This is a genomic window from Hymenobacter sublimis (assembly GCF_023101345.1).
GTDB lineage: Bacteria > Bacteroidota > Bacteroidia > Cytophagales > Hymenobacteraceae > Hymenobacter > Hymenobacter sublimis.
Genome location: NZ_CP095848.1, coordinates 2,511,378 through 2,536,074, shown reverse-complemented (window position 1 = coordinate 2,536,074; position 24,697 = coordinate 2,511,378). Strand labels below are relative to the sequence as shown.

At 59.3% G+C, this 24,697-nt stretch carries 23 protein-coding genes; 12 read left to right on the top strand and 11 right to left on the bottom strand.

All coding sequences use genetic code 11. The annotated features are described in order from the left end of the window. The first annotated feature begins 3 nt into the window (after positions 1 to 3). The 6 genes from MWH26_RS10595 to MWH26_RS10570 all read left to right on the top strand — a co-directional run bounded on the left by MWH26_RS10595 (position 4) and on the right by MWH26_RS10570 (position 3,851). Positions 4 to 390: a response regulator gene (locus tag MWH26_RS10595; protein ID WP_244696589.1), complete on the top strand. Its 387-nt coding sequence runs from the start codon at positions 4 to 6 to the stop codon at positions 388 to 390. A 229-nt stretch (positions 391 to 619) separates the two neighbouring features. Then, complete coding sequence (locus MWH26_RS10590; protein WP_244696588.1) at positions 620 to 889, top strand: hypothetical protein; 270 nt, start codon at positions 620 to 622, stop codon at positions 887 to 889. 14 nt (positions 890 to 903) lie between these two features. After that, complete coding sequence (locus MWH26_RS10585) at positions 904 to 1,245, top strand: hypothetical protein (protein ID WP_247974252.1); 342 nt, start codon at positions 904 to 906, stop codon at positions 1,243 to 1,245. Positions 1,246 to 1,274: 29 nt separating this feature from the next. Beyond that, the gene (locus MWH26_RS10580) at positions 1,275 to 1,553 is read left to right on the top strand and encodes a hypothetical protein (protein ID WP_244696586.1); all 279 of its coding nucleotides are present in this window, start codon (positions 1,275 to 1,277) and stop codon (positions 1,551 to 1,553) included. Between the two features lie 274 nt (positions 1,554 to 1,827). Continuing rightward, positions 1,828 to 2,643 carry an alpha/beta fold hydrolase gene (locus MWH26_RS10575; RefSeq protein ID WP_247974251.1) on the top strand — a complete coding sequence of 272 codons (816 nt, stop codon included), beginning with the start codon at positions 1,828 to 1,830 and terminating at the stop codon, positions 2,641 to 2,643. Continuing rightward, complete coding sequence (locus tag MWH26_RS10570; RefSeq protein ID WP_247974250.1) at positions 2,640 to 3,851, top strand: PAS domain-containing sensor histidine kinase; 1,212 nt, start codon at positions 2,640 to 2,642, stop codon at positions 3,849 to 3,851. Before MWH26_RS10575 ends, MWH26_RS10570 begins: the two co-directional genes overlap by 4 nt. A gap of 38 nt (positions 3,852 to 3,889) precedes the next feature. On the opposite strand, the gene MWH26_RS10565 is transcribed toward MWH26_RS10570, so the two are convergent. Further along, positions 3,890 to 4,522, bottom strand: coding sequence for a DUF1989 domain-containing protein (locus MWH26_RS10565; protein ID WP_247974249.1), 633 nt, complete (start codon positions 4,520 to 4,522; stop codon positions 3,890 to 3,892). Next, positions 4,491 to 5,183, bottom strand: a complete 693-nt coding sequence (gene gntA / locus MWH26_RS10560) for a guanitoxin biosynthesis heme-dependent pre-guanitoxin N-hydroxylase GntA (protein ID WP_262920618.1) — start codon at positions 5,181 to 5,183, stop codon at positions 4,491 to 4,493. Before gntA ends, MWH26_RS10565 begins: the two co-directional genes overlap by 32 nt. A gap of 823 nt (positions 5,184 to 6,006) precedes the next feature. On the opposite strand from gntA, the gene MWH26_RS10555 reads away from it, so the two are divergent. The 5 genes from MWH26_RS10555 (at position 6,007) to MWH26_RS10535 (ending at position 11,899) form a co-directional block, all read left to right on the top strand. After that, positions 6,007 to 7,629, top strand: a complete 1,623-nt coding sequence (locus tag MWH26_RS10555) for an OmpA family protein (RefSeq protein ID WP_247974248.1) — start codon at positions 6,007 to 6,009, stop codon at positions 7,627 to 7,629. Positions 7,630 to 7,851: 222 nt separating this feature from the next. After that, positions 7,852 to 8,859 carry an SDR family oxidoreductase gene (locus MWH26_RS10550; RefSeq protein ID WP_247974247.1) on the top strand — a complete coding sequence of 336 codons (1,008 nt, stop codon included), beginning with the start codon at positions 7,852 to 7,854 and terminating at the stop codon, positions 8,857 to 8,859. 172 nt (positions 8,860 to 9,031) lie between these two features. Then, complete coding sequence (locus MWH26_RS10545; protein WP_247974246.1) at positions 9,032 to 10,618, top strand: sensor histidine kinase; 1,587 nt, start codon at positions 9,032 to 9,034, stop codon at positions 10,616 to 10,618. A 443-nt stretch (positions 10,619 to 11,061) separates the two neighbouring features. Beyond that, positions 11,062 to 11,454, top strand: coding sequence for a hypothetical protein (locus MWH26_RS10540; protein ID WP_247974245.1), 393 nt, complete (start codon positions 11,062 to 11,064; stop codon positions 11,452 to 11,454). Between the two features lie 250 nt (positions 11,455 to 11,704). Continuing rightward, positions 11,705 to 11,899 carry a hypothetical protein gene (locus tag MWH26_RS10535; protein WP_247974244.1) on the top strand — a complete coding sequence of 65 codons (195 nt, stop codon included), beginning with the start codon at positions 11,705 to 11,707 and terminating at the stop codon, positions 11,897 to 11,899. Between the two features lie 140 nt (positions 11,900 to 12,039). Here MWH26_RS10535 and MWH26_RS10530 read toward each other — a convergent pair whose 3' ends face one another. The 8 genes from MWH26_RS10530 to MWH26_RS10495 all read right to left on the bottom strand — a co-directional run bounded on the left by MWH26_RS10530 (position 12,040) and on the right by MWH26_RS10495 (position 23,061). Continuing rightward, a complete protein-coding gene (locus MWH26_RS10530) occupies positions 12,040 to 17,043 on the bottom strand; it encodes a DNA repair ATPase (RefSeq protein ID WP_247974243.1) in 5,004 nt (1,667 codons plus the stop codon). 39 nt (positions 17,044 to 17,082) lie between these two features. After that, positions 17,083 to 17,505, bottom strand: a complete 423-nt coding sequence (locus tag MWH26_RS10525) for an endonuclease domain-containing protein (RefSeq protein WP_247974242.1) — start codon at positions 17,503 to 17,505, stop codon at positions 17,083 to 17,085. 188 nt (positions 17,506 to 17,693) lie between these two features. Beyond that, positions 17,694 to 19,862, bottom strand: a complete 2,169-nt coding sequence (locus tag MWH26_RS10520; RefSeq protein ID WP_247974241.1) for a flotillin family protein — start codon at positions 19,860 to 19,862, stop codon at positions 17,694 to 17,696. A 273-nt stretch (positions 19,863 to 20,135) separates the two neighbouring features. Continuing rightward, a complete protein-coding gene (locus MWH26_RS10515) occupies positions 20,136 to 20,540 on the bottom strand; it encodes a PH domain-containing protein (RefSeq protein ID WP_247974240.1) in 405 nt (134 codons plus the stop codon). Between the two features lie 40 nt (positions 20,541 to 20,580). Further along, on the bottom strand, positions 20,581 to 21,234 hold the full coding sequence (locus MWH26_RS10510) for an OB-fold-containig protein (protein ID WP_247974239.1): 654 nt from the start codon (positions 21,232 to 21,234) through the stop codon (positions 20,581 to 20,583). 319 nt (positions 21,235 to 21,553) lie between these two features. Further along, positions 21,554 to 21,778 (bottom strand): hypothetical protein, encoded by a 225-nt coding sequence (locus MWH26_RS10505; protein ID WP_247974238.1) that lies wholly within the window; start codon positions 21,776 to 21,778, stop codon positions 21,554 to 21,556. Positions 21,779 to 21,832: 54 nt separating this feature from the next. After that, entirely contained in the window at positions 21,833 to 22,534 is a 702-nt protein-coding gene (locus MWH26_RS10500) for a PspA/IM30 family protein (protein ID WP_247974237.1), read from the bottom strand. 128 nt (positions 22,535 to 22,662) lie between these two features. Then, the gene (locus MWH26_RS10495) at positions 22,663 to 23,061 is read right to left on the bottom strand and encodes a CesT family type III secretion system chaperone (RefSeq protein ID WP_244696569.1); all 399 of its coding nucleotides are present in this window, start codon (positions 23,059 to 23,061) and stop codon (positions 22,663 to 22,665) included. A 196-nt stretch (positions 23,062 to 23,257) separates the two neighbouring features. Here MWH26_RS10495 and MWH26_RS10490 point away from each other — a divergent pair, with 196 nt between their 5' ends. Beyond that, positions 23,258 to 24,016 (top strand): XRE family transcriptional regulator, encoded by a 759-nt coding sequence (locus MWH26_RS10490; protein ID WP_247974236.1) that lies wholly within the window; start codon positions 23,258 to 23,260, stop codon positions 24,014 to 24,016. A gap of 196 nt (positions 24,017 to 24,212) precedes the next feature. Here MWH26_RS10490 and MWH26_RS10485 read toward each other — a convergent pair whose 3' ends face one another. Continuing rightward, positions 24,213 to 24,680 carry a hypothetical protein gene (locus MWH26_RS10485; RefSeq protein ID WP_247974235.1) on the bottom strand — a complete coding sequence of 156 codons (468 nt, stop codon included), beginning with the start codon at positions 24,678 to 24,680 and terminating at the stop codon, positions 24,213 to 24,215. Between the last annotated feature and the right edge of the window lie 17 nt (positions 24,681 to 24,697).

Sequence of the window (24,697 nt, the reverse complement as noted above, 5' to 3'; positions counted from 1 at the left end):
AGCATGCATACCGTGTTAATCGACGACGACATGACGAGCATCTTCCTGATGCGGCTGCTGCTGCAGCGCGAGGAGTTTGCCGATTCCATTACCTCTTTTCAGTCGGCGCAGGAGGCCCTGTGCTATTTGCAGCAGGCCCCGGTGCCGGAGCTGCCCCAGGTTATCCTGCTGGATTTGAACATGCCCGTAATGAACGGCTGGGAGTTTCTGGAGGCGCTCCGGCCCGTGGCTCCCCACGTGCTGGACCACACCCGCATCTATATCCTCACCTCGTCGTTGGCCCAAACTGACCTGGCCCGGGCCGACCAAAATCCCCTGGTTACCCGCCTGATTCATAAGCCCTTGGATAAGTCGGAAATCGAGCTTATTAAGGCTGAAGCTGCGGAGTAAACCCGTAATGGGCGGGCCGCAAACGCGAGTCTGGGGCAAGAGGTGGCGCGCTACGTAAGATTCCTTTGGGCTACTAACTAGGAAGTTGGCTAGGGAATACTGAACTTAACTGCGGCGGGCGGGCTTGCTACCGGTATAAGCACCGCTTCTAGCCAGCGCCTTTGCCATTTTCGGCACCTGTCGGCCCCTTGCGCAGCACTTCTGCCACGCGCTTTTTTCCCATCTGCTCATGTCTGCTTTTTATCAGCCCTCCGCCGAGCTGCTGCGCGCTCTTGGCTTCGTTGTATTTGCTTCTCCGCCCGGTCAGTTGCGCTACAGCCGCAACAGCGCCTGCGGGCAGGAAACTATAGTAGTATATGAGGATAGGGAGCTGACCTTGCTGGAAGTGGTGAATGGGCAAATGCTTTACAACTTTCAGGGCCGGGTGGCCTCGGAGGCTGAATTTCGCGTGCTACTGCGCCAGGTGAACTGGGCCGCCGAGCTTTCCCCTGTTACATAATTTTTCTATTCTGCATGACTGATTCTTACTTGCGAAGCCTCGGCTTTGCCGCGGTTTCCACCACACGCGGTGCCAACCAACCCACGTTTCGCCAGGCTTGGCGCTATCAGCACGAAGTCGCCACCCAGGACGGCGCCCGTCTGTTCATTGAGCATCCGCTGGGCATTGAAGGCTGCCGGTTAAGCAGCTTGGCCGCCCCGCTCGCGAGGCAGGATGTGTTTGCCACAGTAGCCCTGCACGATGAATCGGGCCTGGAAGCAGCCATAGAAAATTTCTATGCTGCGCACGGGGGCCGCGGAGCCGTGGCCGCGCCGGTTGCTACCAGCGCCTACTTGCCTTACCGCCGCCAGCAGTAAGGTCCGCTTCTTCATTTTTTCCTTACTCCGTGGACCAAGACCTGCAACTCAGCCTGGCTAACAACGCAAAAGAATGGTTGGCTTTATCACTTTCCATTTCCTCAGCCGAAAAAGTAGCCTTCAGTAAAATCCACGACGGATTCTTTACTACCTACGGCGCCGACTTTATGGCGCACGTGTACCGGACTACATTTGAGCAGACGCTGCAGAACATGCCGGACACGGAGCGCATTAAGCTCCTATCAACCTTTAAGAAGGCTATGGACCAGGCCATAGATGAGCACTACGCCGCCATGCATAATTCCTGATCAGGCCTTGCTCGATTCGCTAATGGCTTAGCCGTTTTTCTCTGCCACGGCGGTCAGCAGCTCTGCCCTCGCAAATAGGGTAAACCCTACTGCCCTCCACTACTTGCTGAGGTGCGGTAGGGTTTGCTAGTGTGAAGCGGCTGTAAGCAAGAGTAGTTTACTTGCCTGCTCATACTCCTCAATTCTTATAAACCACTACCTTAGGAGCAGAAGACAGCGCACGTAGCCCTAGCAAAACCGCGTTACCGCGGGCGCTGGCTGTCGGTTCCACGGTATGGATGTTCTCACTCGCAACAACGTCAGCATTTCCGGGGTAGGGGCGCAGGCCATGGTATTGGTGCACGGCTTCGGCTGCGACCAGCGCATGTGGCGGCTGGTAGCCCCAGCTTTCGAGGCGCGCTACCGGGTGGTTCTGCTTGACTTGGTGGGCGCCGGCAACTCCGACCTAACCGCCTACGAGCCGGGCCGCTACGGTACCCTGCTGGCCCACGCCGAGGATGTGCTGGCCGTGCTTGCGGCCCTGCACCTGCACGAGGTTGTGTTTGTGGGGCACTCCGTTAGCGCCATGATTGGGGTGCTGGCCGCCATTCAGGAGCCGGCCCGCATTGGCCGGCTGGTGCTGGTGGCGCCTTCCCCGCGCTTTCTTAATGATACCGACTACCTCGGAGGCTTCGAGCAGGCCGACATTGAGGAGCTACTCGAGGCCATGGACGACAACTACTTGGGGTGGTCGGGGGCTGTTACGCCGGTGATTATGGGCCACCCCGACCGGCCCGACTTGGCGGCGGAGCTGAACGCCAGCTTCTGCCAGACCAATCCGACTATTGCCCGGCACTTCGCCCGCGTCACCTTCCTCTCAGACAACCGGGCGGATCTGGCCCGGGTGCCAACTCCAACCCTGGTTTTGCAGTGCGCCCACGACGCGCTGGCGCCCCTGGCCGTGGGCGCCTACCTCCACCAGCACTTGCCCGTGAATGAGCTGGTTGTCCTGGACACCTCCGGCCACTGCCCGCACCTGAGCGCCCCGGCCGCCACAATCAGGGCCATTGACCACTTTTTGCTGGGGAAAACCCCTACACCGGAGTCATGAGCACACCCAATGATGAGCTGCTCCCGGAGCTGGACCTACGCCTGACGCAGGAAAATCTGGATGACCTCTACGAACACGCACCCTGCGGGTACTGCTCCTGCCTCCCCGATGGCACCCTGGTAAAGCTAAACCATACCCTGCTGAGCTGGCTGGGCTACGAGCGGTCTGAGTTGGTGGCGCGCCAGTGTTTGCAGCAGCTGTTTACCGTGGGTGGCCGCCTGCACTACGAAACGCACTGCGCCCCGCTGCTGCTAGTCCGCAACCAAGTGCGGGAATTGAGCTACTCACTCCGGCGCAAAGACGGCTCTACCCTGCCCGTGCTAATGAACGCCCAGTTGTTGCGCGACTCCGACGAGCAGCCCTTGCTCGTGCGCGTGACCTTGTTCGACATTACGGAGCGCCGCAAGTACGAGCAGGAGCTGTTGCGGGCCAAGGCCCAGGCCGAGGAGCAGCGCGAGCAGCTTGCTCAGGCCAATGAGTTGCTCACCAGCAAAAACGAGCAGCTTACCCGTATCAACTCCGATCTGGACAGCTTCGTGTACACCGCCTCCCACGATTTAAAGCAGCCCATTGAAAACATGGCGGGCCTGTTTCAGGAGCTACGGCGCACCGTCACCTTCCACGACCCCGAGGCGGCCGACATGATGGGCATGTTTACCCAGGCCCTGCAACAAATCCTCACAACTATCAAGGGGCTGACGGAGGTAGTGCAGCTGCAGCGCCAGTTGGAGCAAGTACCCCTGGAACTAGTGGTCCTGCAGCCTTTCACGGAAGAAATTATTAGGAGCCTGCAGCAGGTAAACGGCCAGAACGCCACGTTCACTCTCGACTTTGCGGCCGCTCCTACCGTGTGCATGGCCCGGCCCGGCTTGCATAGCATGCTATACAACCTGCTCAGCAATGGCCTGAAATACGCCGAGCCCGGCCGCCGCCCGCACATCCGAGTCAGCACCGCAGCCTCCGACGACGCAACCGTGCTCAGCGTCCAGGACAACGGCCGGGGCATCGACCTAACCCGCTACGGCCGCCAGCTGTTTCAGCTGTTTCGTCGCTTCCACCCCGAGGTAGTAGGTTCCGGCATGGGGCTTTACCTAGTCAACCGCTTAGCCCACCAAGCCGGCGGGCGGGTGGAGGTGGACAGCACTGTGGGGCAAGGCACCACCTTTCGGGTGTACCTGCCCCAGCACACTACCTGCCAACTCTCCTAAGAACAATACGCCAAAGGGTCGTTAGCTGGCTTTCTGTGCTAGGCGGTAGCAGGGTCAGCCGTTTCTGCCGCCGGAGTTGCCGGATCCAGAATCTGGTAACCGATGGGTTTAAAGGCGTAATTATTCGACATTTCAGCTGAGCAGGCCGTCATGCCAATCAGCAGGTCGGTTTTGGCCTCCAGAATAACGTAGTCGCCGGCTTTGCTTTTGGGAGGCAGCACATCCACCTTGCCCGTGGTGCCGTCCACGGTTACGTGCATGAAGATATTGAAGCATATAGGTATGGCATCGGGGCTGATGCCATACTGCTGCAGAGCCTCGCAGAGGTTGCCAAAGCAGCCCCGGTGCGGATGCTGATGCCCGTAAATGATGCGAAACGTATCGGCGCTGCAGGGCGTGAGCAGGAAGTCGTGGCGGCCCACGGTGTCTTCCACTAGCTCAAACATCACGTTGCTCCGGTTAGAGTAGAAGGGGTGCCCTTTGGTCAGAAAAATAGTTTCGGCGTAATCGATGGTACGGCCCGAGGACAAGTATTCGGCGCGGTCAGCGAGGTTATAGCAGATAAAGTCGGAAACCTGCTCGCCTTCAATGTCAACTACTTTAAGCTGTTGGCCTTTGCGCAGGATGAAGGCCGTGCCACTACGCGGCGGAATGATGGTTAACTGAGTCATGTTGGCTTAAAAAAGGACATTTCCATGCTTGGTCGTAGGCTTTGCCAGTGTACTGGTAGGCTTCTGAGGCGGTGCCAAAATCCTGGAGCATGGGGTTGATGGAGCCGGAATAGGCCACGTCGCGGGTACGGATGGTGTCGCGCAGGTTCTCGTAGCGGCCGTTGGCCCGGATCTGCTCGAACTGGGCATGGGCGTTGAACACCAGGGTAGGGTAGGTGAACCGCCGCGCCGGCCGGGAGCTGCCCGGGTGCAACCCAATCACAAAAAACGCTTCCTCCTTGAGGCTAAAGCTGAAATCAGGAGAGGTAGGGTCGGCCACCACCCGCCGGTCGTAGCCGTAGCGCTGGGCGTCCAGGTTAGACAGCGCTTGTAGGCGTTGCCAGAACAGCTCCTCAAACAAAGCCTCGTTTGGTACGTCAGGGCCCTTGAAGATGATGGCGGCGCTGTGGTAGAGCTTCTCCGACTGCCGGTACGTGTCCACAAACTCGTACAGAAACTCCAGGATAGCCGCGTCGTCTTTGGGGCAGGCCAAGTGGTCAACCACTAAGCACTGCAGCTGCTGCCAGGTAAGGGCCGTTTTGGCGGCCACGCACGGGAAATCTTTCTTTTGTATAAAAGAAAGATACTCGTCAGTGTATATATTATTTTGAATATCAACCATGTGTACTGTCTGTTTTCGGCGAGAAGCCAGGAAAAATTAAACTTCCCTCGTTGTGCTTTACGCGGAAAGTCGACAGTACGTTCGTACGGTTGAGCTGGCAGACGCCCCCATTTTTTGGTGACGGTATGGTTCAGGTTGGAAGCCCTGCGGCCTACTAGTTGGCTACAGAAGTTCGCAATCTGTTAACTGAGCGGTAGTTACTCAGCAGTGAATGCATACGAAAAAACGGCGAAGAGGTGCTGAATACACCTGCGGATTATGTTTTTATCAGTAAATAATTAGCGTAAAATCATGTACAATAAAGTGTAATAGCAGGAGCGAGATACCAGCAACTTACTTGCAACGGTTGAGCTTGCGCAACAACACCGGGCGGGCACGTTAGCAGTAAGCCAGAGCCGGATTGTCAGGTAGCTGGAAAACCGTGCTAACTGGGTAAACCTTACACCACGCGCCGCCGAAGCACATGGGGTGTTGGCATATGCAGTAGCATACTGCTTGCCCTCATGTCGCTGGAGGTGAGGCTCTTTTGTCGGTTTGCTACCACACGTGCTGAATAGGTCGGTGGAATAGACGCTTCTACTTGGCCATCATGGTATTACTACCTCTGCAATAGCCTGCGAGTTGGTTTGTATGCCCGACGCAACGTGCTTTTTGTCGTTGAAGTAGTCTCTGTGTTTACTTCTTCCTATCATTCAGATTAGGGCCTGTGGCAGCACCGAAAAGAGTGAAGATTTTGGCTACCATGTTTTCTATGGCATTATATTATGATATTTATGTAAATTAGTTATTGGAGTAACTAAGCGAATTCCCTGCGCAAACCAGTATGAGTCAGGAGCAAACGTTAGCAAACACGGTACAAGCCAGCCTAACGGGTGAGGCATTGGCGCCTTTGAGCGCTGCCGTGCAGGCTACGGCACCGGCCGTTCAACAGGCAGTAAGCCACATGCTGGCGCTGGTAATTCCGGCTTTTGCCAGCCGCAGCCAGCAACCTGCCGGCGAGGAGGCCCTGTGGAGCTGGATGGAACGGGCCCCCGCTCCTGACTGGACGGGCCTGCTTAACACTACAGAGGCTCACTCCTGGCGCGGGCGGGGCGTAGCTTTGCTAGAGGCGCTGTTGGGCCCAATTTATGCCAGCCGCACCCGGCAGATTAGCCAGGCTGGCGGCGTGCCCGCGGAGGCCATGCCCCTGCTAGTGGACGTGGTGGTGGCCGCAACCCTGGGGGCCCTGCGCCACCATGCGGCCGCCCAGCAACTAGATGCCACCGGTATTAGCCGCTGGCTGCAGCAGCAACCCGGGGCGCTACCCCATGTGCCACCGGCAGAAGCAGCGGCAACTCCGCCGCCCCGCCCGGAGCCCACCCAGGCAGCCCGTCCGGCTCCTCCCCGGTCTGCCACGCGCCCCGCCCGCAAGGCCAACCGCCTGGGTACAGCCCTGCGCACTTTCTTGCACGTGCGGCTACCGCGGCGCTACTGGCCCGTGCTGTTGCTACTACCTGCCCTGGCGTTTGGGTTTGGTATTGGGCGCTGGAACTCTCCTTCTTCGGCTGCCCGCCAGCAGGTGGCCCTGGCCTCACCACCATCCGCGCGCGAGGAAGCTTCCCCACCCGTTGAGGCCCAGCCTAGCCCCGATGCCGCGGCCTACCTAGCAGCTAACCTGACAACGACGACCGAACCTGCTCCGCCCGAGGCGGCCCCCGCACATTACGCCGTTGGCCCAGAAATGTACCTGGATTACCCCGGCCAACCGGTGCTGTTGCTGCTCGGGGATGGTACCAGCCAGCGCGTGGCCGCCCGCTCCACTGAATACCAACTGTACCGCCTGCTGGCCGGCGCCGCCCAGCCCTCCGGCCCCCTGCGCCAAGAGGCAAACTGGATTCCAGTTGATCAGGCCTATTTCCAAGCCGGGCAGACGACGCTGCCGGCGGCGGCGCAACAGCAGCTGCGTAACCTGGCCAACATCCTACGGGCGTTTCCGCGGGCCCGTATTCAAGTAAGCGGCTACAGCGACAGCCTCGATGGGCAGCACTCAACCCAGGCCCTGAGTGAGGAACGGGCCCGGGCAGCCGTGCGCGCCCTGCGCGGGTTCGGCATTGGGGCCAACCGCCTGCAAGCGCGCGCCAGCGCCGGCCCCAACGACTACGCTTCCCCGGCCACCGACGAGGCGGGCAACTATTATCACCCCTACCTGAGCCTGCAATTCGTGGGCAACCTGCCGGCGGGCGTCATCGTCCGGAACCCGGCAAGCGCGGCCCTTGCCGGCAAACCACGCTCGAGCGCTGCTTCCCGCGCGGCAGCACGCCTGCACACTTCCAAAAGCGCGCAAGCTAGGGCCCGGCGCGCAGCCCGGTTGCGCCGGCTCCGAGCCAAAAAACAACACCGAGCCAGAAAGAAACTGTGGTTTCAGCGGTTGGGTCAGCGCATTCGGGGCGAACGGGCCAGCCGCTAACCAAGCCCCGTGTATTTGCCCGGGTAGTAGGGGCCAGATTGGGTTGGGCGAGGCTGACCAGGCTGCGCCGCACCAACCGGAAGCAGGGTTAGCTAGCGTTGAGGTAAAGGGCAAAACAGCGCTAGTACGCCAGCGGGAGTACTACCCGCCGGCGACAGGTAAGAATGGGCTTTAGGCAAGAAAATGGATAACTAATCTCGGAATGGCTCGTTGCATAGAACTATGAAAGATGAAAACAAACTCAGCCGCCGTCAGATAATCAGTGGGTTAAGTGCCAGCTTGGCCGTTGCCACTGTAGGATCCGTGTTACCCGTGGAAGGAGCCGCCCTCTCGCCCGAAGCGGCCCCCGAACCCCTGAAAGACCCGACCACTGCCTACCCCCGGCCCCCATTTAAAAGCCAGACCCAGCCCTGGCCGGGGCTGGCCTCCAAAATGGACCCCGTGCCCGACCACGGCGAGAAAAGCTACAAGGGCTCCGGCCGCCTCAAGGGGCGCAAGGCCCTGATTACGGGCGGCGACTCCGGCATGGGCCGGGCTGCCGCCATTGCCTACGCCCGCGAAGGCGCCGATGTAGCCATCAACTACCTGCCCGCCGAAGAAGCCGACGCCAAGGAGGTAGTGGCCCTGATTAAGGCCGCCGGTCAGAAAGCCGTAGCCATTCCCGGCGACCTGCGCGACGAAGCCTTCTGCAAAAAGCTGGTTGAGGATACCGTGCGCCAACTGGGCGGGCTGGATATTGTGGTTAGCAACGCGGCGCGGCAGCAGCAGCGCCAGTCCATTATGGACCTCACCACGGAGGACTTCGACGCGACGATGAAAACCAACATCTACGCCCCGTTCTGGATTATTAAGGCGGCCTTGCCCCACCTGAAGCCCGGCTCGGCCATTATCGGTACTACCTCCGAGCAGGCCACCGACCCTTCGGCCGACCTGTACGACTACGCCCAAACCAAAGCGGCCACCACTAATTTCGTCCGCTCCCTGGCCAAACAGCTGGCCCCGAAAGGTATCCGGGTGAATGGTGTGGCCCCCGGTCCCATCTGGACGCCCCTGCAAGTTAGCGGCGGCGCCACCCAGGAGAAGCTCCAGAAATTCGGCGGCGACACCCCCATGAAGCGCCCCGGGCAGCCCGTGGAGCTAGCCTCCATTTATGTGCAGCTCGCTGACCCGCAGGCAAGCTACGCCACCGGGCAGGTGTACGGGGCCAGCGGCGGTGCCGGCATGCCATAGCCCGCCGCCGCAGTACCCCTTCGCAAACATGCACCACGCCCCGGCCGCCACCGGGGCGTTTTTTCAGCACAACCAGGAACCGATGAGTGGCCCGAGAAGGCCTTGCGCCCGCCGCCGTTCGTTTTTGTGTTGGCTACGTTAAAGGCCACTTTTAGCTTTCGATTTTGTTGTTATGGACTCTGGCGTGTCCCTTGCTCAGCAGTTGCAGGCCCTGGAAACAGTACCTGATTCGTACATAGTTGTCTCGCCTGAGCTGATTATTCTCACGGCCAGTAACGCTTATCTTCTAAACACCCTGAAACGGCGGGAGGAGCTGGTGGGCCGCTACCTCTTCGATGCCTTCCCCGACAACCCCGCCGCGCCCGAGGCCAATGCCGTGCGTAACTGGCGGGCCTCGCTGGAGCGAGTAATTGCCACCGGCCAGCCCCACCAAATGGCCTTGCAGCACTACGATGTGCTTGACCCTGACCGGCCGGGCCATTTTGTGGAGCGTCACTGGAAACCGCTGAATACCCCCGTGTTTGACGCGCAAGGAAAGCTGCGCTACATCATTCACAGCAGCGTCAACGTGACGGAGGAGGTACTCTCGCGCCGGGCCCTACGCGTAAGTCAGCACCGGGAACACGACGCTTTGGCTGAGGCGGAACGGGAGCGGCTACGCCTGAGCCACTTGGTGATGCAGGCCCCGGCCGCCATCTGCCTTCACCACGGACCCGAGCTGGTGTACGAATTCGTTAATCCCTACTACCAGCAGCTGTTTCCGGGCCAAGAGCTGGTAGGAAAACCTATGCTGGATGCTGTGCCCGAGCTGCGGGATTCGTTTATGTGGCATCAGCTGCAGGAAGTGTACCGGACCGGCCGGAGCCGGCAGGAGCATGAGGTGTGCATTCCGCTGACGCGCCCCGCCCAGGCCGAGCCCGCCGATGCGTATTTCAACTACACGTTTCAGGCCCGCTACACTGAGCATCAGCAGGTAGATGGAGTGTACGTGTTTGCCTTTGAGGTGACGGAGCAGGTGCGGGCCCGCCAGCAGGTATTGGCCCTGAATCAGGAGCTAAACCAGGCCAACCAGCAGCTCACCCGCGTCAATGACGACCTCGACGGCTTCGTGTATATGGCCGCCCACGACCTGCGAGGCCCCATTAACAACCTGGAAGGGCTGGTGCAGGCGCTCAGTGAGACGCTACCCGATCCGCCCCCAGCCGAAGCAAGGATGCTGCTGAACATGATGCAGGATGCGGTGCTACGCTTCCAACGGACGCTGGTGCAACTCAGCGATGTACTGCAGCTGCACCAAGCCCACGACCCCGTGGCGCCCCCCGTGGAGCTTGCTACCATTGTGGACGACCTGCGCCAGGACTTGCTGCCAGCCCTGCAGCAAACCGGCGGTGTCTTGGAGGTCGATGCCGACGCTTGCCCTCAGGTGGCTATGCCGGCCAAGAGCCTGCGCTCCTTGCTGTATAACCTGCTCAGCAATGCCATTAAGTACCGCCACCCCGACCGGCCGCCCCATGTGCGCATGAACTGCGGCACCCAGCACGGGTTCTGGCACCTGACCGTACAGGACAACGGCCTGGGCCTAACCGCCACCCAGCAAGCTTCGCTGTTTGCCCTCTTTCGCCGCTTTCATAACCATGTGGAGGGCTCTGGCCTGGGCCTCTACACCGTTAAAAAAATAGTGGAAAACCTAGGCGGCCGCGTAGAAGTGCACAGTGAGCTAGGCGTAGGCTCTACATTTTCAGTCTACATCCCAAGCTAGCCCTAGCTGCTTTGGGCATGGTATGGGTAGGAAACCCGCTATTCAGATACTGGTTTACCTCCCGCAGGTGGGCGGCGGTTTCGCTGCCGCTGCTGGTCAGGTTCAGCTAGGCCATGCGGTTGGCCGTCAAGCACGCGCAGAGTGTCTTAGCCCTTGGGCGTGCTTGACGGCCAACCGCGGCCGCCGTACTTACGAAGAATATGTGCTGATGCTCGATAAAGAGCTGGTTGTCAGCGCTGGTGGTGAGGTATTGCTTGCCCATAAGAAGGTAAATTAAGTGGGTAGCAAGGGAGGGCTGATGGGTGGAGGTACCAAAGCTCTGGCTATCAGAGATACTAAGGTTCAAGTCACGCGGCACTGAACTCTAGCGCGACAGTGGAATACAATCTTCACGCTGTGCTACATTGGCGCCAGCTGGGTTAGCTAAATGAAAAAGGATACATGTGGAAGAATCAGGTTACGGAGAGCATTTTGATGGAATGGATTTTGACTGGTTTGCAGTTGACACTTCAGGAGAGATAGGCTTGTTTGCGTCGAGTGGATATGGAGAAATACCACTTGAAGTAAGACGTAACTTTCAGGCTTACGATACGATTACTTCTGGCTTCATATTACCGAGGCTTGGTACCTCAGCTGTCTGGAAAGACTACGCTTGGTATGGCTTGTTTGTATATGACTGGCTTCATTATAGTGGTCCTTATATAAAACAAGCTGAGCCTGTTATCCTGTCATCTAGAATTCATGCTGACCTACGAAAACGGATTTTGGCTATACCAGGCCTGCCGCATCTAAATGTACTCTTCTCCACAGCGCGGGAAGTGGTCATACAGAGGTAGCTTCTAGAATTTACTGTATGTCCTCCGCGCTCAATCTACCAGCAATGCTTTCCCGCTATCCAGCATCTGCTGAAAGAGCTAACCGATGCCGGAGTTGCTAGGAGATAAGCTGCCAGACAGCATAGACGATCAGGACGGTTCCAAGAAGGGTAGTTAAGTAGAAGCCTAGTTTCGAGGGAGAGCCAATGACAAAATGAGTTGGTAAAAGAGGATCATACCAAATAGAAAGTGAGGATTCTTTGGAATAGCCGTGGTCATTGACTTCCTGAATTATCTGGCGGTTGTCCTCAGTAAGAAAGCAAATCGTGGCGTACCGATCATCATCGGTTTTCCGGAAGCTGATAACAGTGCCTTGCGTGCGGAGTCCGCGGTGATGCAGCCGCAAGAAGCGTCGCCTGCTATGTTGACCAGCAACCGGCAGGGCACAACCCGCAAGGATTGTTAGTAGGAACTCGGTAAGCGAATTGTGCGTGAACATCTTGGCCCTTACAATAGCAGTGAATGTCAGGCGAAAAGGCTGAGTTAATTTGGCAACGTCAGCACGCGAGATGCTTCGGTTGCACCTCTGGCGTTCTGGATTGATGCTTACTCCCGTTTCAACGCCTCCCGAATTCCGCTCAGGCCACCGGCAATGTTTTCCAGCTTATCGAGCATCTGTAGGAGTTGGCCGGCGCCGGAGTTGCGCAGGTTGTCGAGGTAGGTTTGCTTGATTTGCTGCCAGCGGGCGGCTTGCTCGGGGGTGAGCCAGCCGAGCAGCTCGCGCAGTTTGAGCAGGTTGGCTTCGGTGGCGCTGGTCAGGGTTTGGGCTTCGCTTTCGTAGTGGGCGGCCAGGAGCTGCTCAATTTCCTGGTCGTTCATGACGGGGCGCACTTTCTCGGCCAGCTTGTTCATGTTGCGGTAGGAGCCCTGGAGCTTGAACGGCGGCTCGGTGCGGTAGGCGTCGGCCTGGGCGGCGCTGGCAATGTAGGCCACATTCACGCGGGCCACCACGTCGCGCAGGCGCAGCAGCTTTTGCAGCACCGCCACATATTCGTTCAACTCCTCGGGCGTCTGGTTGCCCTCGAAGCTGAGGCCGTCCTGCTGCCCGGTTTCGGCCAGGCGGATGAGGGCGGGCACGTCCTGGGGGCTTTGGGTGGCGAGGCGGGCCAGGGCCGCGTTGCTGGTGAGGGCGTTTTCGAGGTAGGAGAGGCGGAAGGCGTCTTCAGAGCCCGCCGTGAGAATGTCGCCGAGGTTATAGATGTCGGCGCGGTTGGCTAGCATGTCGGGCAGCTGGAACACGTCGCCGCTTTCGGTGTAGGGGTTGCCGGCCATCACCACTGCCACCTTGCGGCCGCGGAAGTCGTAGGTGCGGGGGCGGCCCTGGTACACGCCCTCAATCTTGCGCTGGGCGTCGCAGAGGGAGATAAACTTCTGCAGAAACTCGGGGTTGCAGTGCTGGATGTCGTCCACGTAAATCATCACGTTGTCGCCCATCTCGAAGGCCAGGTTCAGCTTCTCCAGCTCCTGCCGCGCCCCGGCGTTGGGGGCCTGGGCGGGGTCTACACTCGTCACGGCGTGTCCGATTGCGGGCCCGTTGATCTTCATGAAGATGAGGCCCAGCCGGTTGGCCACGTACTCCATGAGCGTGGTTTTGCCGTAGCCGGGCGGCGAGATGAGCAGGAGCAAGCCCATCAGGTCGGTGCGCTTACCTTCCCCCGCCGTCCCGATCTGCTTAGCCAAGTTGGCCCCGATGATGGGCAGATACACCTGGTCGATGAGACGGTTGCGCACGAAGGAGGTGAGCACGCGGGGCCGGAAATCTTCCAGGCGCATGTCCTCGGCGGCCCGGGCCAGCAGCTGCTTTTTCACCTCCTGAAACGCCTCGTACTGGACTACCGTGGCGCGGTCGTAGTGCAGCAGTCGGCGGCGGAAATCGGGGAAGTTGAGCTGGTAGGTCCGGTTTTCGGGGATGCGTGGGTGGCTGCCCTGGAGGTTTTCGAGTATTTCGAGGGTAGGGGTGTGCACCACGCGGGCCGGGTCGTAGGTGCCAGTGAGCAGGAGCACGGCAGTTTCGAGGGCTAGCCCAGCGGACCCCACCCCCAGCCCCTCCCCGGTGGGGAGGGGTGCGTTCTGGAGTGAGGGCACTTGCTTTGCTTGCATAGCCGTCTGGCTCCCCCTCCCCACCGGGGAGGGGGTTGGGGGGTGGGGTCCACGGAACTGCGCCGCCTGCACCCACTGTCGCACCAAGTTAAACTGCGCTACCGGCTGGTCCTGGAGGCCCATCACCGACTGCTGAAACAGCTCCGTGGCCTGGCGCTCCTGCAGCTGCTTCTGTAACTGCTGGTAGAGCTCGGCGGCTTCGGCGGCAATGATGAAAGTGCCGGTGTGGGTCAGCTCGTGGAAGAGGTAGTCGCCGGCATCCGCCACCTGGGCGGGGGTGAACAGGCCGGTTTGCTCCGCGAAACGGTTTACGGCCATTTGCAGCTCGGTTTTGAGCTCGTCGAACTCCTGGGAATCGGGGAAGACCTGGAGCAGCACCCCGATGCCCTGGAGCTGCCGCTCCCAGTGGGCCCGCTGGTCGGGGTTGGCGAAGCGCAGCCAGTAGAGGGCCGCGGCGGCGCGGGTGTCGGCCGGGTAGCGGAGTAAGTCTGCCGTGCGCGTGAGGCGCACCAGGGCCGTGAGCAGCAGGGCGGCGTCGTGGTCGTGCACGCCTTTAAGGTAGCCTTCCTGGTAGCGCGCGGCCATAAACTGCTGCACGTAGGCCAGTAGCTCGGCGGCGCTGAGGTGGCCTAGCTCGGGTACGGACAGCACAGCGGGGTGGCCCGCTTCCGCATCGGCGGGCGTGGGGTGCTGGGCCGCCTGCAGAATGCGCCAGGCCAGGAACTCGGCCCGGTACACGTCCTGGTTTTCCGACAGCACGGTTTGTTCCCAGACGGGCTTGGAGGCCAGCAGGGTCGGGTCGGTTATCTTCTGGAAGAAGTTGGTGCCGGTGAGGTGGTAGTGCAGGTCGCCGTCGCGCAGCACCACGGTCAGCTCCAGAGGCTGGGTGTTGACGGTAAAGGCATGGGGGCCGAACTTAAGGGTCTGGCCGCCGTCGGCGTAGAGGTCGGCCCGGTCGCGGAGCTGGCGCACGGCATCCTCGCGCAGGGTTTTCAGCCGGCTCTGTACGTCGTCCGACTTCACCGAGTCGCCGAGGTTGATGAGCTCCTGGGCCGTTTGGCGCACCTTTTCCACCATCACGTCGGCAGCAAAGTACCCGTTGATATCCGCCACCGATTCCAGGCGGGTGAGGCGGCTTTGCACGGCCTTTAGCAGCCGCTCGGCGCTTTGCAGCAAAGCCGTGGCGCGCTGGTTGCGGGCCGCTACCAGGGCCGTTTTCTTCGACTCGAAAGCTTCTACTACCTGCTCGCGCCGGGTGGTGAGCTGCTCAATGAACTGGTCGAAGTCGGGAAACTTGCCTTCCAACTCTTCGAGCTGCACCATGAGCTTGGTCAGGTACTCGTCGCACTTGGCGGGCGTATCGGCCAGGTCGAGGTAGTTGGTCAGGGCCTGCTCCAGCAGTTTGAGCTGGGCGGTAAACTCGGCCTGGGCCTCGGTGCCGGCCAGGGCTTGCCGCCGCCGCTTCAGCGCCGCCCGAATCTGGTTGAAGCGGGCGTACACGGTCGAGATGTTGTCGATGATGGCCGTGGTCTGGGTCGGGTCGGGGATGGGCAGGTTGCTCACTACCTCAATCAGCAGCTCCAGCTCCTGGGCCACGGCGGCCGTTTCCTGCTCGCGCTGATCGGCCTCTACGGTTTTCTGCACCTGCTCTACGCCTTCAGCTATGGCCTGCACGCGCTGGGAGTAAGGGGCCAGGGCATCGGGCTTGAGCAGAAAGTCCACAGTTTGCAGGGCCACTTCTTTGCTCAGGGCTTCCAAGTCGGTGGCATGCTTTTCCACGGCCGGCAGCTCCACGTAGCGCAGCTCCTTCAGGGAAATTACCTCGCCCCGCACCCCGCGCAACTCGCCCAGCAGCTGCACAAACTCCGTGACGGTATCGGGCGCAGAGCGGCGGATGCGGCCTATTAGCTCGTCGGCTTTCTGGAAAATAGTTTGGGTTTGCTGGGCGGCGTTTTTGCGGATGCTCTGCACCTTCTCAAACTCCTCCACGGCGGCCGTGGCCGTCTGGCGGATTTCACCCAAGGGCTTGGCCAGGGCCTGGGCGGCGGGCTCGCGCAGCCAGTGGTAGGCGTCGGTGAGGCTGGTCGTTTGGCGAATCAGGTCGAGGTAGAGGCCAGCGTAGGAGTCGTCCTTACTGGTCAGCGTCAGGATTTCCTGCACCTCGCTCATGGCCCGCACAATCTCCTTGTTACCCAGCTTGTAGAGGTAAGAATCGGAGGTGACGGGCAGCTGGAAATCCGGGGCGGTGTAGGGCGTCTGCCAGATCTGCACGGCGTGGTGCTTCTTGGGCTCATCGTCGGCCCGGAAGTAGCACAGCTCCCCATTCTCGAACAGAGCATAGCCGTGGCACACGATGGGGTTATCGACGCGCTGGGCAATGCGGTTGTAGCTCAGCAGCAGGTAGGTGCCGTGGTCCTTGTTGAAGAACACATACAGGGAATCCTCCCCGTTGGGCGACACGACGCGCTTCTCGAACAGCATCTCGCGCAGGCCGTTATCGAAGAGCTTGTTGTCGCCGGTTTGCAGGTAGAAGCCGTGCGGAAAGATCAGGCCCTGCCCGTCGGGCAGCAGCACGCAGGCATCGGCCAGGGCATCGAGGCGCTGAGCAGTTTTGAGCTTGTGGTTGAAGATGAAGTAGCGGTACTGCTGCTCCTGGTAGGGCCGGATCTTGAGCAGAATCAGATTGCCCACTACCGCATAGTAGATTTCCGAGTCGTCCAGGGTCTGATCCTTATCGTCGACCGGCTCGCTCAAAATGCCCTGCCCGGTGCTGGTGTTGTCCTCCACCTTAATGGTCAGGTCGCCGCCCACGGTTTCCACGAACACCTTGTCCTCGATACTGATGTGGGGGTGCTTGCCGCCGCGCTGCATGTCACGGGTGGCGCGCTTCCATTGGAACTCGTGCTGGGGCGGAAAGGTGTACTCGTGGTCGGAGCGGTTGTCGAGGTAGGTAAGCGTCTCGCCCTGCATTAGCCACTTAAACGTCTTTACGTCGGAAGCACTCTTGCCCACCCGAAACACCATAAACAAGTGCGCCCCAATCACCGCGAACTTCACGAACTGGGTGTTCTTGTAGTAGCGGTACAGGTTGCGGAACTCCTCCAGAAACTGCGGGTTCTGCAGCAGCTCCAGGCCCAGCGGCCGGAAATCGTGCTCGGCATATTCGTACACCCCAAATACATCGGCCAAGTCCGGCTCCGCTTTCAGCCCCAGCACCACGTTGTACCCGAAGATGAACCGCTGCCCCACCGGCACCATGTCCCAGGGCACGCAGTTATTTTCAGTGGTAATGCGGCCGGTGCCTAGCAGGCGCGTATCCACGGCCCCAAACACCTGCTTGCGCTCGGTATTGAGCAGGTCCAGGCGCTGGCGCAGGTCGGTGCTGCTCTTGAGCAGGCGGTTGCGCAGAATTTCGTAGGTGCCGGTTTCGAGTTGGGTAGTTTGTTCCATAAAAGCAGCCCGAACATCAGCTAGGGCTAAGACTAGAAACTAGTTCCCCTCCTCAGTTGAGGAGGGGCTAGGGGTGGTTGACGATGATAGAACGATGGTCTGAAAAGCAGCCTCAATAGTCGCTAATACACTCTCGATATGTTGCAAGCATAGCTCGTTCTCAAAGCGCAGCACTTTCAGGCCTAAGCTGCCCAGATAAGCGTCCCGTTCGGCATCCTGCGCCTCACCATTAGCCGTGAAATGTCCGGCGCCATCCAGCTCTACCACCAGCTTTTTGCTTGAGCAGTAGAAGTCCACGATGTACGGACCGATGCCATGCTGGCGACGAAACTTGCGGCCGGCTAGTTGGCTGCGCTGAAGTGCTTTCCAGAGCAGAGCTTCGGCAGGTGTGAGGTTGCTGCGAAGTGTGCGGCGGATAGCTTTTTGATAGCCTAGATTATGAATGTGATTTGTATCAGGCATAGCTATAGAAGTCTAGAGGCTAGTTCCCCTCCTTATCCAAGGAGTGGGTAGGGGTGGTTGAAACACTAGATTTAGAAAACTAAAACTAGTAGGTTGTTCAGACGTGCGGGTCAACCACCCCCAACCCCTCCTCATCTGAGGAGGGGAGCTAGTTTTTAGTTTTAGTTTCTAGCTGGGGTAGTCAATCTTTACTTCAGCTCTAGCATCTTGGCCGGCTTGTCGCCGATGCCCATCACCTGCGCGGTGCTGGCCAGCTGGGTGATGGTGGCACGCGTGGCGTCGTCGCCGGCTTGGTTCATCATCTTTAGCAGTAGGGCCGAGACGCTGAGGTTCTTCATGTCTTCACTGCTCAGGCCGAACTGATCCACAAAGCGACGCAGGTTGGTTTTGAAGTCGCCGCCCCCGTCCAGGGAGAAGAAGGCGTCTTTCACGGTGCCCAGCACTTCGGAGTTGTGCACGGCGCGGTCCACCATCTTACCCTTCGTGATAGAGCCAATAATCTGGTCGAAGAACATCGTTTCCCCGCCCACAATGTCGATTTTGGCGGCCTTGAGGGCCTCGCCGATAACATCGGCCTGGGAGGCGGCAATGTCCTTCTGAATGCTAATCTGGGCCAGCTCCACCGACTTTTCCTTGTCGAGGCGCAGTTTGAACTCCTCGTGGTCTTTGCCCACGCCATCGAGCTTTTTCATGGCGTCGGCCTTGGCCTCGATGCCCTTGGCTTCCACCGCAAACTTCTGCTCCGATACGGCGGCTTCGGCCAGGCCCTTCTTCTGGTCGGCGTCGGCTTTGGCCTGAATGATGTCGGCGTCGGCGAGGCCTTTTTCACGGTTGATTTTGGCGGCTACCAGGCCTAGTTTTTCGTCGGCTTCGGCCTGGGCACCGGCTTTGGCTTGAATGGCCTGGGCTTCGGCGGCGGCGGTAAGCTGCAGCACCGTGGCCTCGGTTTCGCCTTCTTTCTGGCGGGCGGTGGCTTTGGCTTGCATCACCTGGGCTTCGGCTAGGCCCACGGCGGTGGCTTTGCTGGCTTCGGCTTCGGCCAGGGTACGAATGGCTTGACCCTTGAACTCAGCGGCGGCTTTCTCGGCTTCGGCGTCAATTAGGGCCTGCTTGGCGCGGAACTCGGCGGCTTGTTTTTCCATGTCGGCATTGCCTACCAGAGCCACCGTGGCGGCTTCGGCCTGCTGCTTGGCGGCGGTCAGGGCCACCAGCTTTTCGCGGTCGGCCTGGGCCTGGGCGCGGGTGTCCTTTATCTTTTCTTCTTCCTGAACCGTGGCTTTTTCTACCGTGATTCGCTCCCGAATGATGGTTTGGATGTTCTTTTTCTCTTCTTCCAGAGCCTTTTCCTTTTCAATCTGGGCCAGGGCCACAATCCGCTCCCGCTCGTTGGCCTCCAGGGCTTGGGCCTGCGCGACGCGCTCGGTTTCCACGGCGTCGGTGCGCTGCTTGTTGCGCTCGGCCACCAGCACCTGCCGGTCGCGGTTCTGCTCAGCCACGCGCACTTCTTCTTCGGTGGCAATGCGGGCCCGCTCTGATTTCAGACGCTCTTCCTGCTGTACTTTTTCGGCCTCCGCGGCTTCACGAGCCTTGATATTGGCTACCTCGCGCTTCTGCTTTTCCTGGTTTTCAATCAGCTGCTTTTCCAGCTGCAGGATGGTTTCCTGGGCCTCAACGTCCTGCTTCTTGATGGTTTTCTGCTGCTCCCGCTGGATGGAGTTGGCCTGAATCTTCTGCTCCGAGGTCAGGGCAATGATTTTCTTGATGCCCTCGGCGTCCAGAATATTGTCTTGGTTGAGCGCGGTCAGCGGGGTTTGCTCCAGGTAGTCGATGGCGCAGTCGTCGAGCACGTAGCCGTTCAGGTCGGTGCCGATAATGCGCAGGATTTCCTGCTTAAACTGCTCGCGGGAATTATACAACTCGATGAAATCGAAGTGCTTGCCTACCGTCTTTAACGCTTCTGAAAACTTGGCGTCGAAGAGGTTTTCCAGGGCCGCGGGGTCGGAGGCGCGGTGGGCCCCGATGCTCTGAGCCACGTTCAGCACGTCATCGTGGGTTTTGTTGACGCGCACGAAGAAGTTCACCTTCACATCGGCCCGCAGATTGTCTTTGCAGACCAGCCCTTCGGAGCCAGCCCGGGCAATAACAATGGTTTTGAGCTTGATGTCCATCACCTCCATCTTGTGCAGGATGGGCACGATGAAGATGCCGCTAAAGGAAACCTTGGTTTCGCCCATGCCGGTCCGGACGAGGGCTTCGCCCTGCACCGCCTTCTGGTACATGCGGGCAATGATGGCTAGAAAGCCCAATAAGAGGACGGCAACGATGAGTATCACCGCCAGGGAGAGTTGTTCCAACATGGAAGTAGGGGGTAGGGGTAAAGAAATAGATTCAGAGGTAGGGCGCCCTAGCTAGGGCGCGGGTTGGTAGAGACTAGGGATGCCGGTTCCTGTCCGCGCAGGGCAGGAGCCGCCGGCAGAAGGTTAGGAAAGAAAAGGTTGGGGTAGGCTCAGCGCCAGCGGGTAGCTCACGGAAACAGCCACTCGGCCAGCCAAGCGAAGAAATCGGCCAGTAGGCCATCCAGCAGCAGACTGCCCAGCCAGTGCCAGAACGTTTTTAGAGTACCCAGCAAGTCAATCATGACGGATAGCAGGATTAAGCTGTAACAACCCAGCCAGAAAACCAGCCTTGGCGGCGGGTGATACCAGCACGGAATCAAACTTGCCGTAGCGTATTGCCAATCGGTCGTCGAGCGAAAGGGCCGGGGAGCTAATGGGGGTATGGGTAGGATAGATGCTGGTAATGTCCTGTCCTGCCAGGCGCAGGCGCAGCGGCCCGGATGTAATAATGAGTTTCTGCGGCGTAATGGTGTAGGCAGTGGACAAGAGTAGATAGATAATAAAGCAGACCGGTACGAGCACCACCAGGCCTGCTACCCAGCGTTGCTGGGCTACGGCCAGCAGCAAAAAGAAGCCCAGGCCGCCCAGAATCGGCCCGAAAAGCCACCAGCTTATATTGGACTTAAACACCTGATTCATGGCGAGTAAAGCGTGCACTAAAGGTAGCAGAATTTAGCACTCAGGACACCTCGTAGGGTTCAATTACGTAGCAGCGGCGCTGCTCATCATAATCAATCACCAGGGCCGAGTCGCCCTTGCGCAGCTCCGTGGTGGCGTCGGCGGCTCGCACGTTGAGCATCAGGGGGGCGCCGTTGGGCACTGCCACGCTGGCCTGGCCCAGGTGCTGCTGGCTGGCGGGTAGCAGAATGGTGCAAACCTTGCCCAGGGGCCGGGTACCATCGTGGTGGTCTTTCTCGAAGGCGGCAAACACATGCACGAACGGCGTGGTCAGGACCTTGGCAACCAGCAGCGCCACCAGCAGCAACGGCAGCAGTAGCAGCAACCCCAGCTGCCAAGAGCTGTTACCCAGGTAATAGTTAAGCAGAATGCTGCCTACCCACAGCGGTAGGGCCACAAAAGCCACAAACACCATCAGCGGCACCCGACCCAGGTTGAAAAAAGCCAAAGCGTGATTTAACCAACTTACGCCCATGCCCTCAGGGGCGTGAAAGTGGGTGTGGTGCAGCTCCGGGTGATGATGCACGTCCAAATCCAGGGACTTGAAATCGAGCAGGCCGGTAATTACGGTCAGCCAGTAGAGCAGCACAAATACCAGTAGGGCCGTGGGCAGCAGATTGGCTGGCAAAAGCGCCGCGTGAAACAGGTCAGTCATCGTACCAAAAAAGCAAGCCGCGCCGCATTAGCGCGCATCTAGGTCGGAAAGAACCGAAAAAGCCAGCAAAGCTCCACCATATTAGCAGGTTACTACCCCCACCGGCAGCTACCGCAGCGCGCGTTTTTCGTGCTCCGGCCGGCACAGGTAGCGGCTTACCCTCGCGCCGTACAGGCCAATGCCAGCAACCGGTATTCTGACCACCGACGAAGGTGGTAGCTGCTCAAACAGGTTCAGCAGACTGGCCGTGGTCAAAAAACCACGCCAATCCAATGGAGTAGTTTCATGGGTTGAGGTAGGGAAGAGGGCCAGGGAAACGTTACGCTGCCGGGGCTGATGGCGGAGTTACCAGGAGTTCCAGCTCGGCGTTGCGGCGCTGCAGGCGCTTGGCATAGTTCCGGTAGGCGTTAAGAATGAGCACCCAGCCAAGTACCATCATAGAACCCATTTCTTTTGCCTCGAGATAGTGCAGAATGCGGGCTAGGGCAATGAGAACTATCGTGGCGCTGCCTGCATACAGGAGAATTTTTTCACGGGTATTCATGTGCATTGAATCTAGCCTGGGTTCATGATATATCTGAGCTATTGACAGCATTGCCTACAGCCCCAGCTTCGCCTTGAGAGCTTGCAACTCCGTAGCGGCCTGGCTGCTGCCATCTTTGCCCAGCGCCCTGTCAATTTCCTGGTCAATGGATTTGCTTTCCTGGGCAATCTGCCCGTACGATTCGGCCAGGGCTTCCTCGGTAGCTACCTTTTCCTTCATACGTTCCAGCAGGGCCACCGTGCCCGATGAGTCGAGCTGGGCTAGCTGTTGGTTGATGGTTTTGGTGGCGGCGCTAACCGTAACGCGGGCTTTGAGGGTGCGCAACTCATTGTCCCACTGCGAAATGGTTTGCTTAAGCTGCTGCACATTCTCGTCGAGCTGCCGGGCCGAGGCCTCGAACTTCTCCTGCTCCTGGGCGGCGCGGATGGCGTGGGCCTCGTGCTGGGCCTTTTTGGTTAAGGCTTCCGTGGCGAGGCGGTCAGCTTCGGCCGGAGCCAACTCCTGGCGGCCCGACTTCTGGAGTAGCTGCACTGCTTTGCCCTCGTATTCGAGCGCCTGCGCCCGCCCGGTTTCGGCCTCATTACGGCTGCGGATGGCCAGTGCTTTCACCTCGGCCAGCGCGTGCAGGGCTTTGTCTAGGTCCTGGCGCAGGTCGCGCAAGGCTTGCTCCGTGAGCTTAATTGGGTCTTCGAGCTGATTAACGGCCGAATGCGCTTCGGCCTGGCCGATTTTAAAGAGACGCGTGAAAAGGTTCATAGCAGTGTAGGATGAATGAGGGGTAGCGCGAAGCTCCAGCTTCGCATCCTAGGTAGAACGCCGGTGGGCAGTACGGGGCCTTGGCGCGGGCCACATCGGACAAAGCTGGAGCTTCGCCGCCTCGAAGATCAAGCCTTGGAAAAGGCAATCAGCTCGTCGCTGAATTCGCTGAGCAGCAGGGCCAGGGAGTTGAATACCGCTTCCAGCTCGGGCCGGTCGAGGTGCTCTAGCTGCAGGGTGTCGCGGAAGATGACCTTGCGGCCCGACTCATCCAGCACGAAGGCGCCGTGGATGATGTCGCGGTTTTTCTGGAGCAACTGCTGGTACACCTCGCAGGAAGGGCCCGGCAAATCCAGCAGGTGCTGCTCCAGAATCAAAAGCGGTTCTCCGCAGCTAAGCACCAGATGCCGGATACCCTGGTCGAGCTTATTGACAACCAGAACGTTGGCGGCCGCCTCTTCGTGGCGGATATCAAAGCCCAATTCCAGCAAAAAGCCCTTGATAGTTGTAAAGTAGCGGTTGACCATACAGTGGATATAAGGGTAGAAGAAAAAGCGAACCGAGTGCTACCTGCCTTGGCCAGGTAGAGCCAGCGACTAAGTTTGGCTCAAAAAAATAGCTGAATTCAGCAAAGCAGTTCACTGTATTCTGGTAGTTTTACGATGCAATGGTACTGAAGTTTCAGTATATGCTCAAAGTTTGAGCGAAAATATTTTTGCTACGATGTCACACGTCGGAAAGAACATCCGCAAGATAAGAACGGTTAAAAAGCTGAGTCAGGCGGCTTTTGCCGAATTATTCGGGCTGGCCCGTCCCAGCGTAGGGGCTTACGAAGAGGGCCGCTCGGAGCCCAAAATGGAGACGCTAATTCAGATTGCTCATCATTTTGGCCTTTCCGTTGACCTGCTACTAACGAAAGAACTGACCGTAAACGACCTCTATGGTTTTGAGCGGTACCAGCAACCAGATACCCCAGCGGCCGACGCCGCTTCGGAGGGAACTTCGGGAGCTACTCCCTACGTGCCCACGGCCCGGCTCATGGAGTACATTGTGCGGCACCACGACGCCGCTTTTGTGCAGGGCCTGGCTACCCTAACGTTTCCGCCCGAGCTAGGGGGCGCCACCCGGGCCTTTGAGATGCAGGGCGCGGATATGCAGCCCACCGTTCGGCACCAGGATGTGCTGCTAACCTGCCGGGTAGACAAGGCCACGCTGCGCCTGCGGGCGGGCCGCCTGTACGCCTTCGTGCTGCAAAATCAACTGTTGGTGCGCCGGCTGCTGGAGCACCGTTCCGACAACGTGCTACGCCTGCGGGCCGATAACCCCGACTATCCGGTGCAGGACGTGCCTTTTACAGATGCCCTGGAAGTATGGGAAGTGCAAGGTGTGTTCAGTACCTACTTGCGCCCACCGGCCTTGGTAGAGGAGCGGGTAACGCGCCTGGAGCGGCAAGTGGAGGAGCTGCTGGCCCGGCTAGGCTAGGCTACCTAACCGGGGAGGTAGAAAATAGGGGGAAGTTGGAATCAGAAAAAACCGGTTTGCCGGCCATCCGCAAGCCTGTCGTCCTCGTCCGTCAGGTCCCGTAACCCAAACAACGGCCGATCAGAAGCTGCGCCCCCAGGGCAATGACGACGGAAAGCACCATGCCGGCTGGCCTACCCATCTTCGCCCGCGCAACCTAGTGCGGCAGTGGGCCCGGCGTATAGGCCGCCCATTCGCTTTCCAGGGCTAGCTGCAGGTCTGGTTGCTGGCTGCCCACGGACCAGTCCAGCGCCTCCGCGGCAGCACCAAAGAACTGGATATCGTAGTGCATGAAGTGCCGGCTTATATGAATAAGGCTTTCTACTACCAGCTGGTTATAGAGGTTAGAAGAGGGTAGCACCACGCCTACCTGCTGCAGGGCGGGCACTGAAATCCGGGGGAGCCAGTTGGTTGCCAGCCAATACTGATCGTCGAGGCTAATATTGGGCAGGTAGTGCAGGTCGAGAATGGCAGTGTGAACTACGCCGAGCTCCAGCAGGTAGACCACAGCGTTCATGCCTTCCTGAAACCGGGTCATGCGCTGGTGGGGCGCGCGCCATTGCACGCGCAGGAGTGATACATCAGAGCGGTATTGTACTTGTAAGTCGGATAGATTCAATAACATCGTAGCTGCCTGCGCAG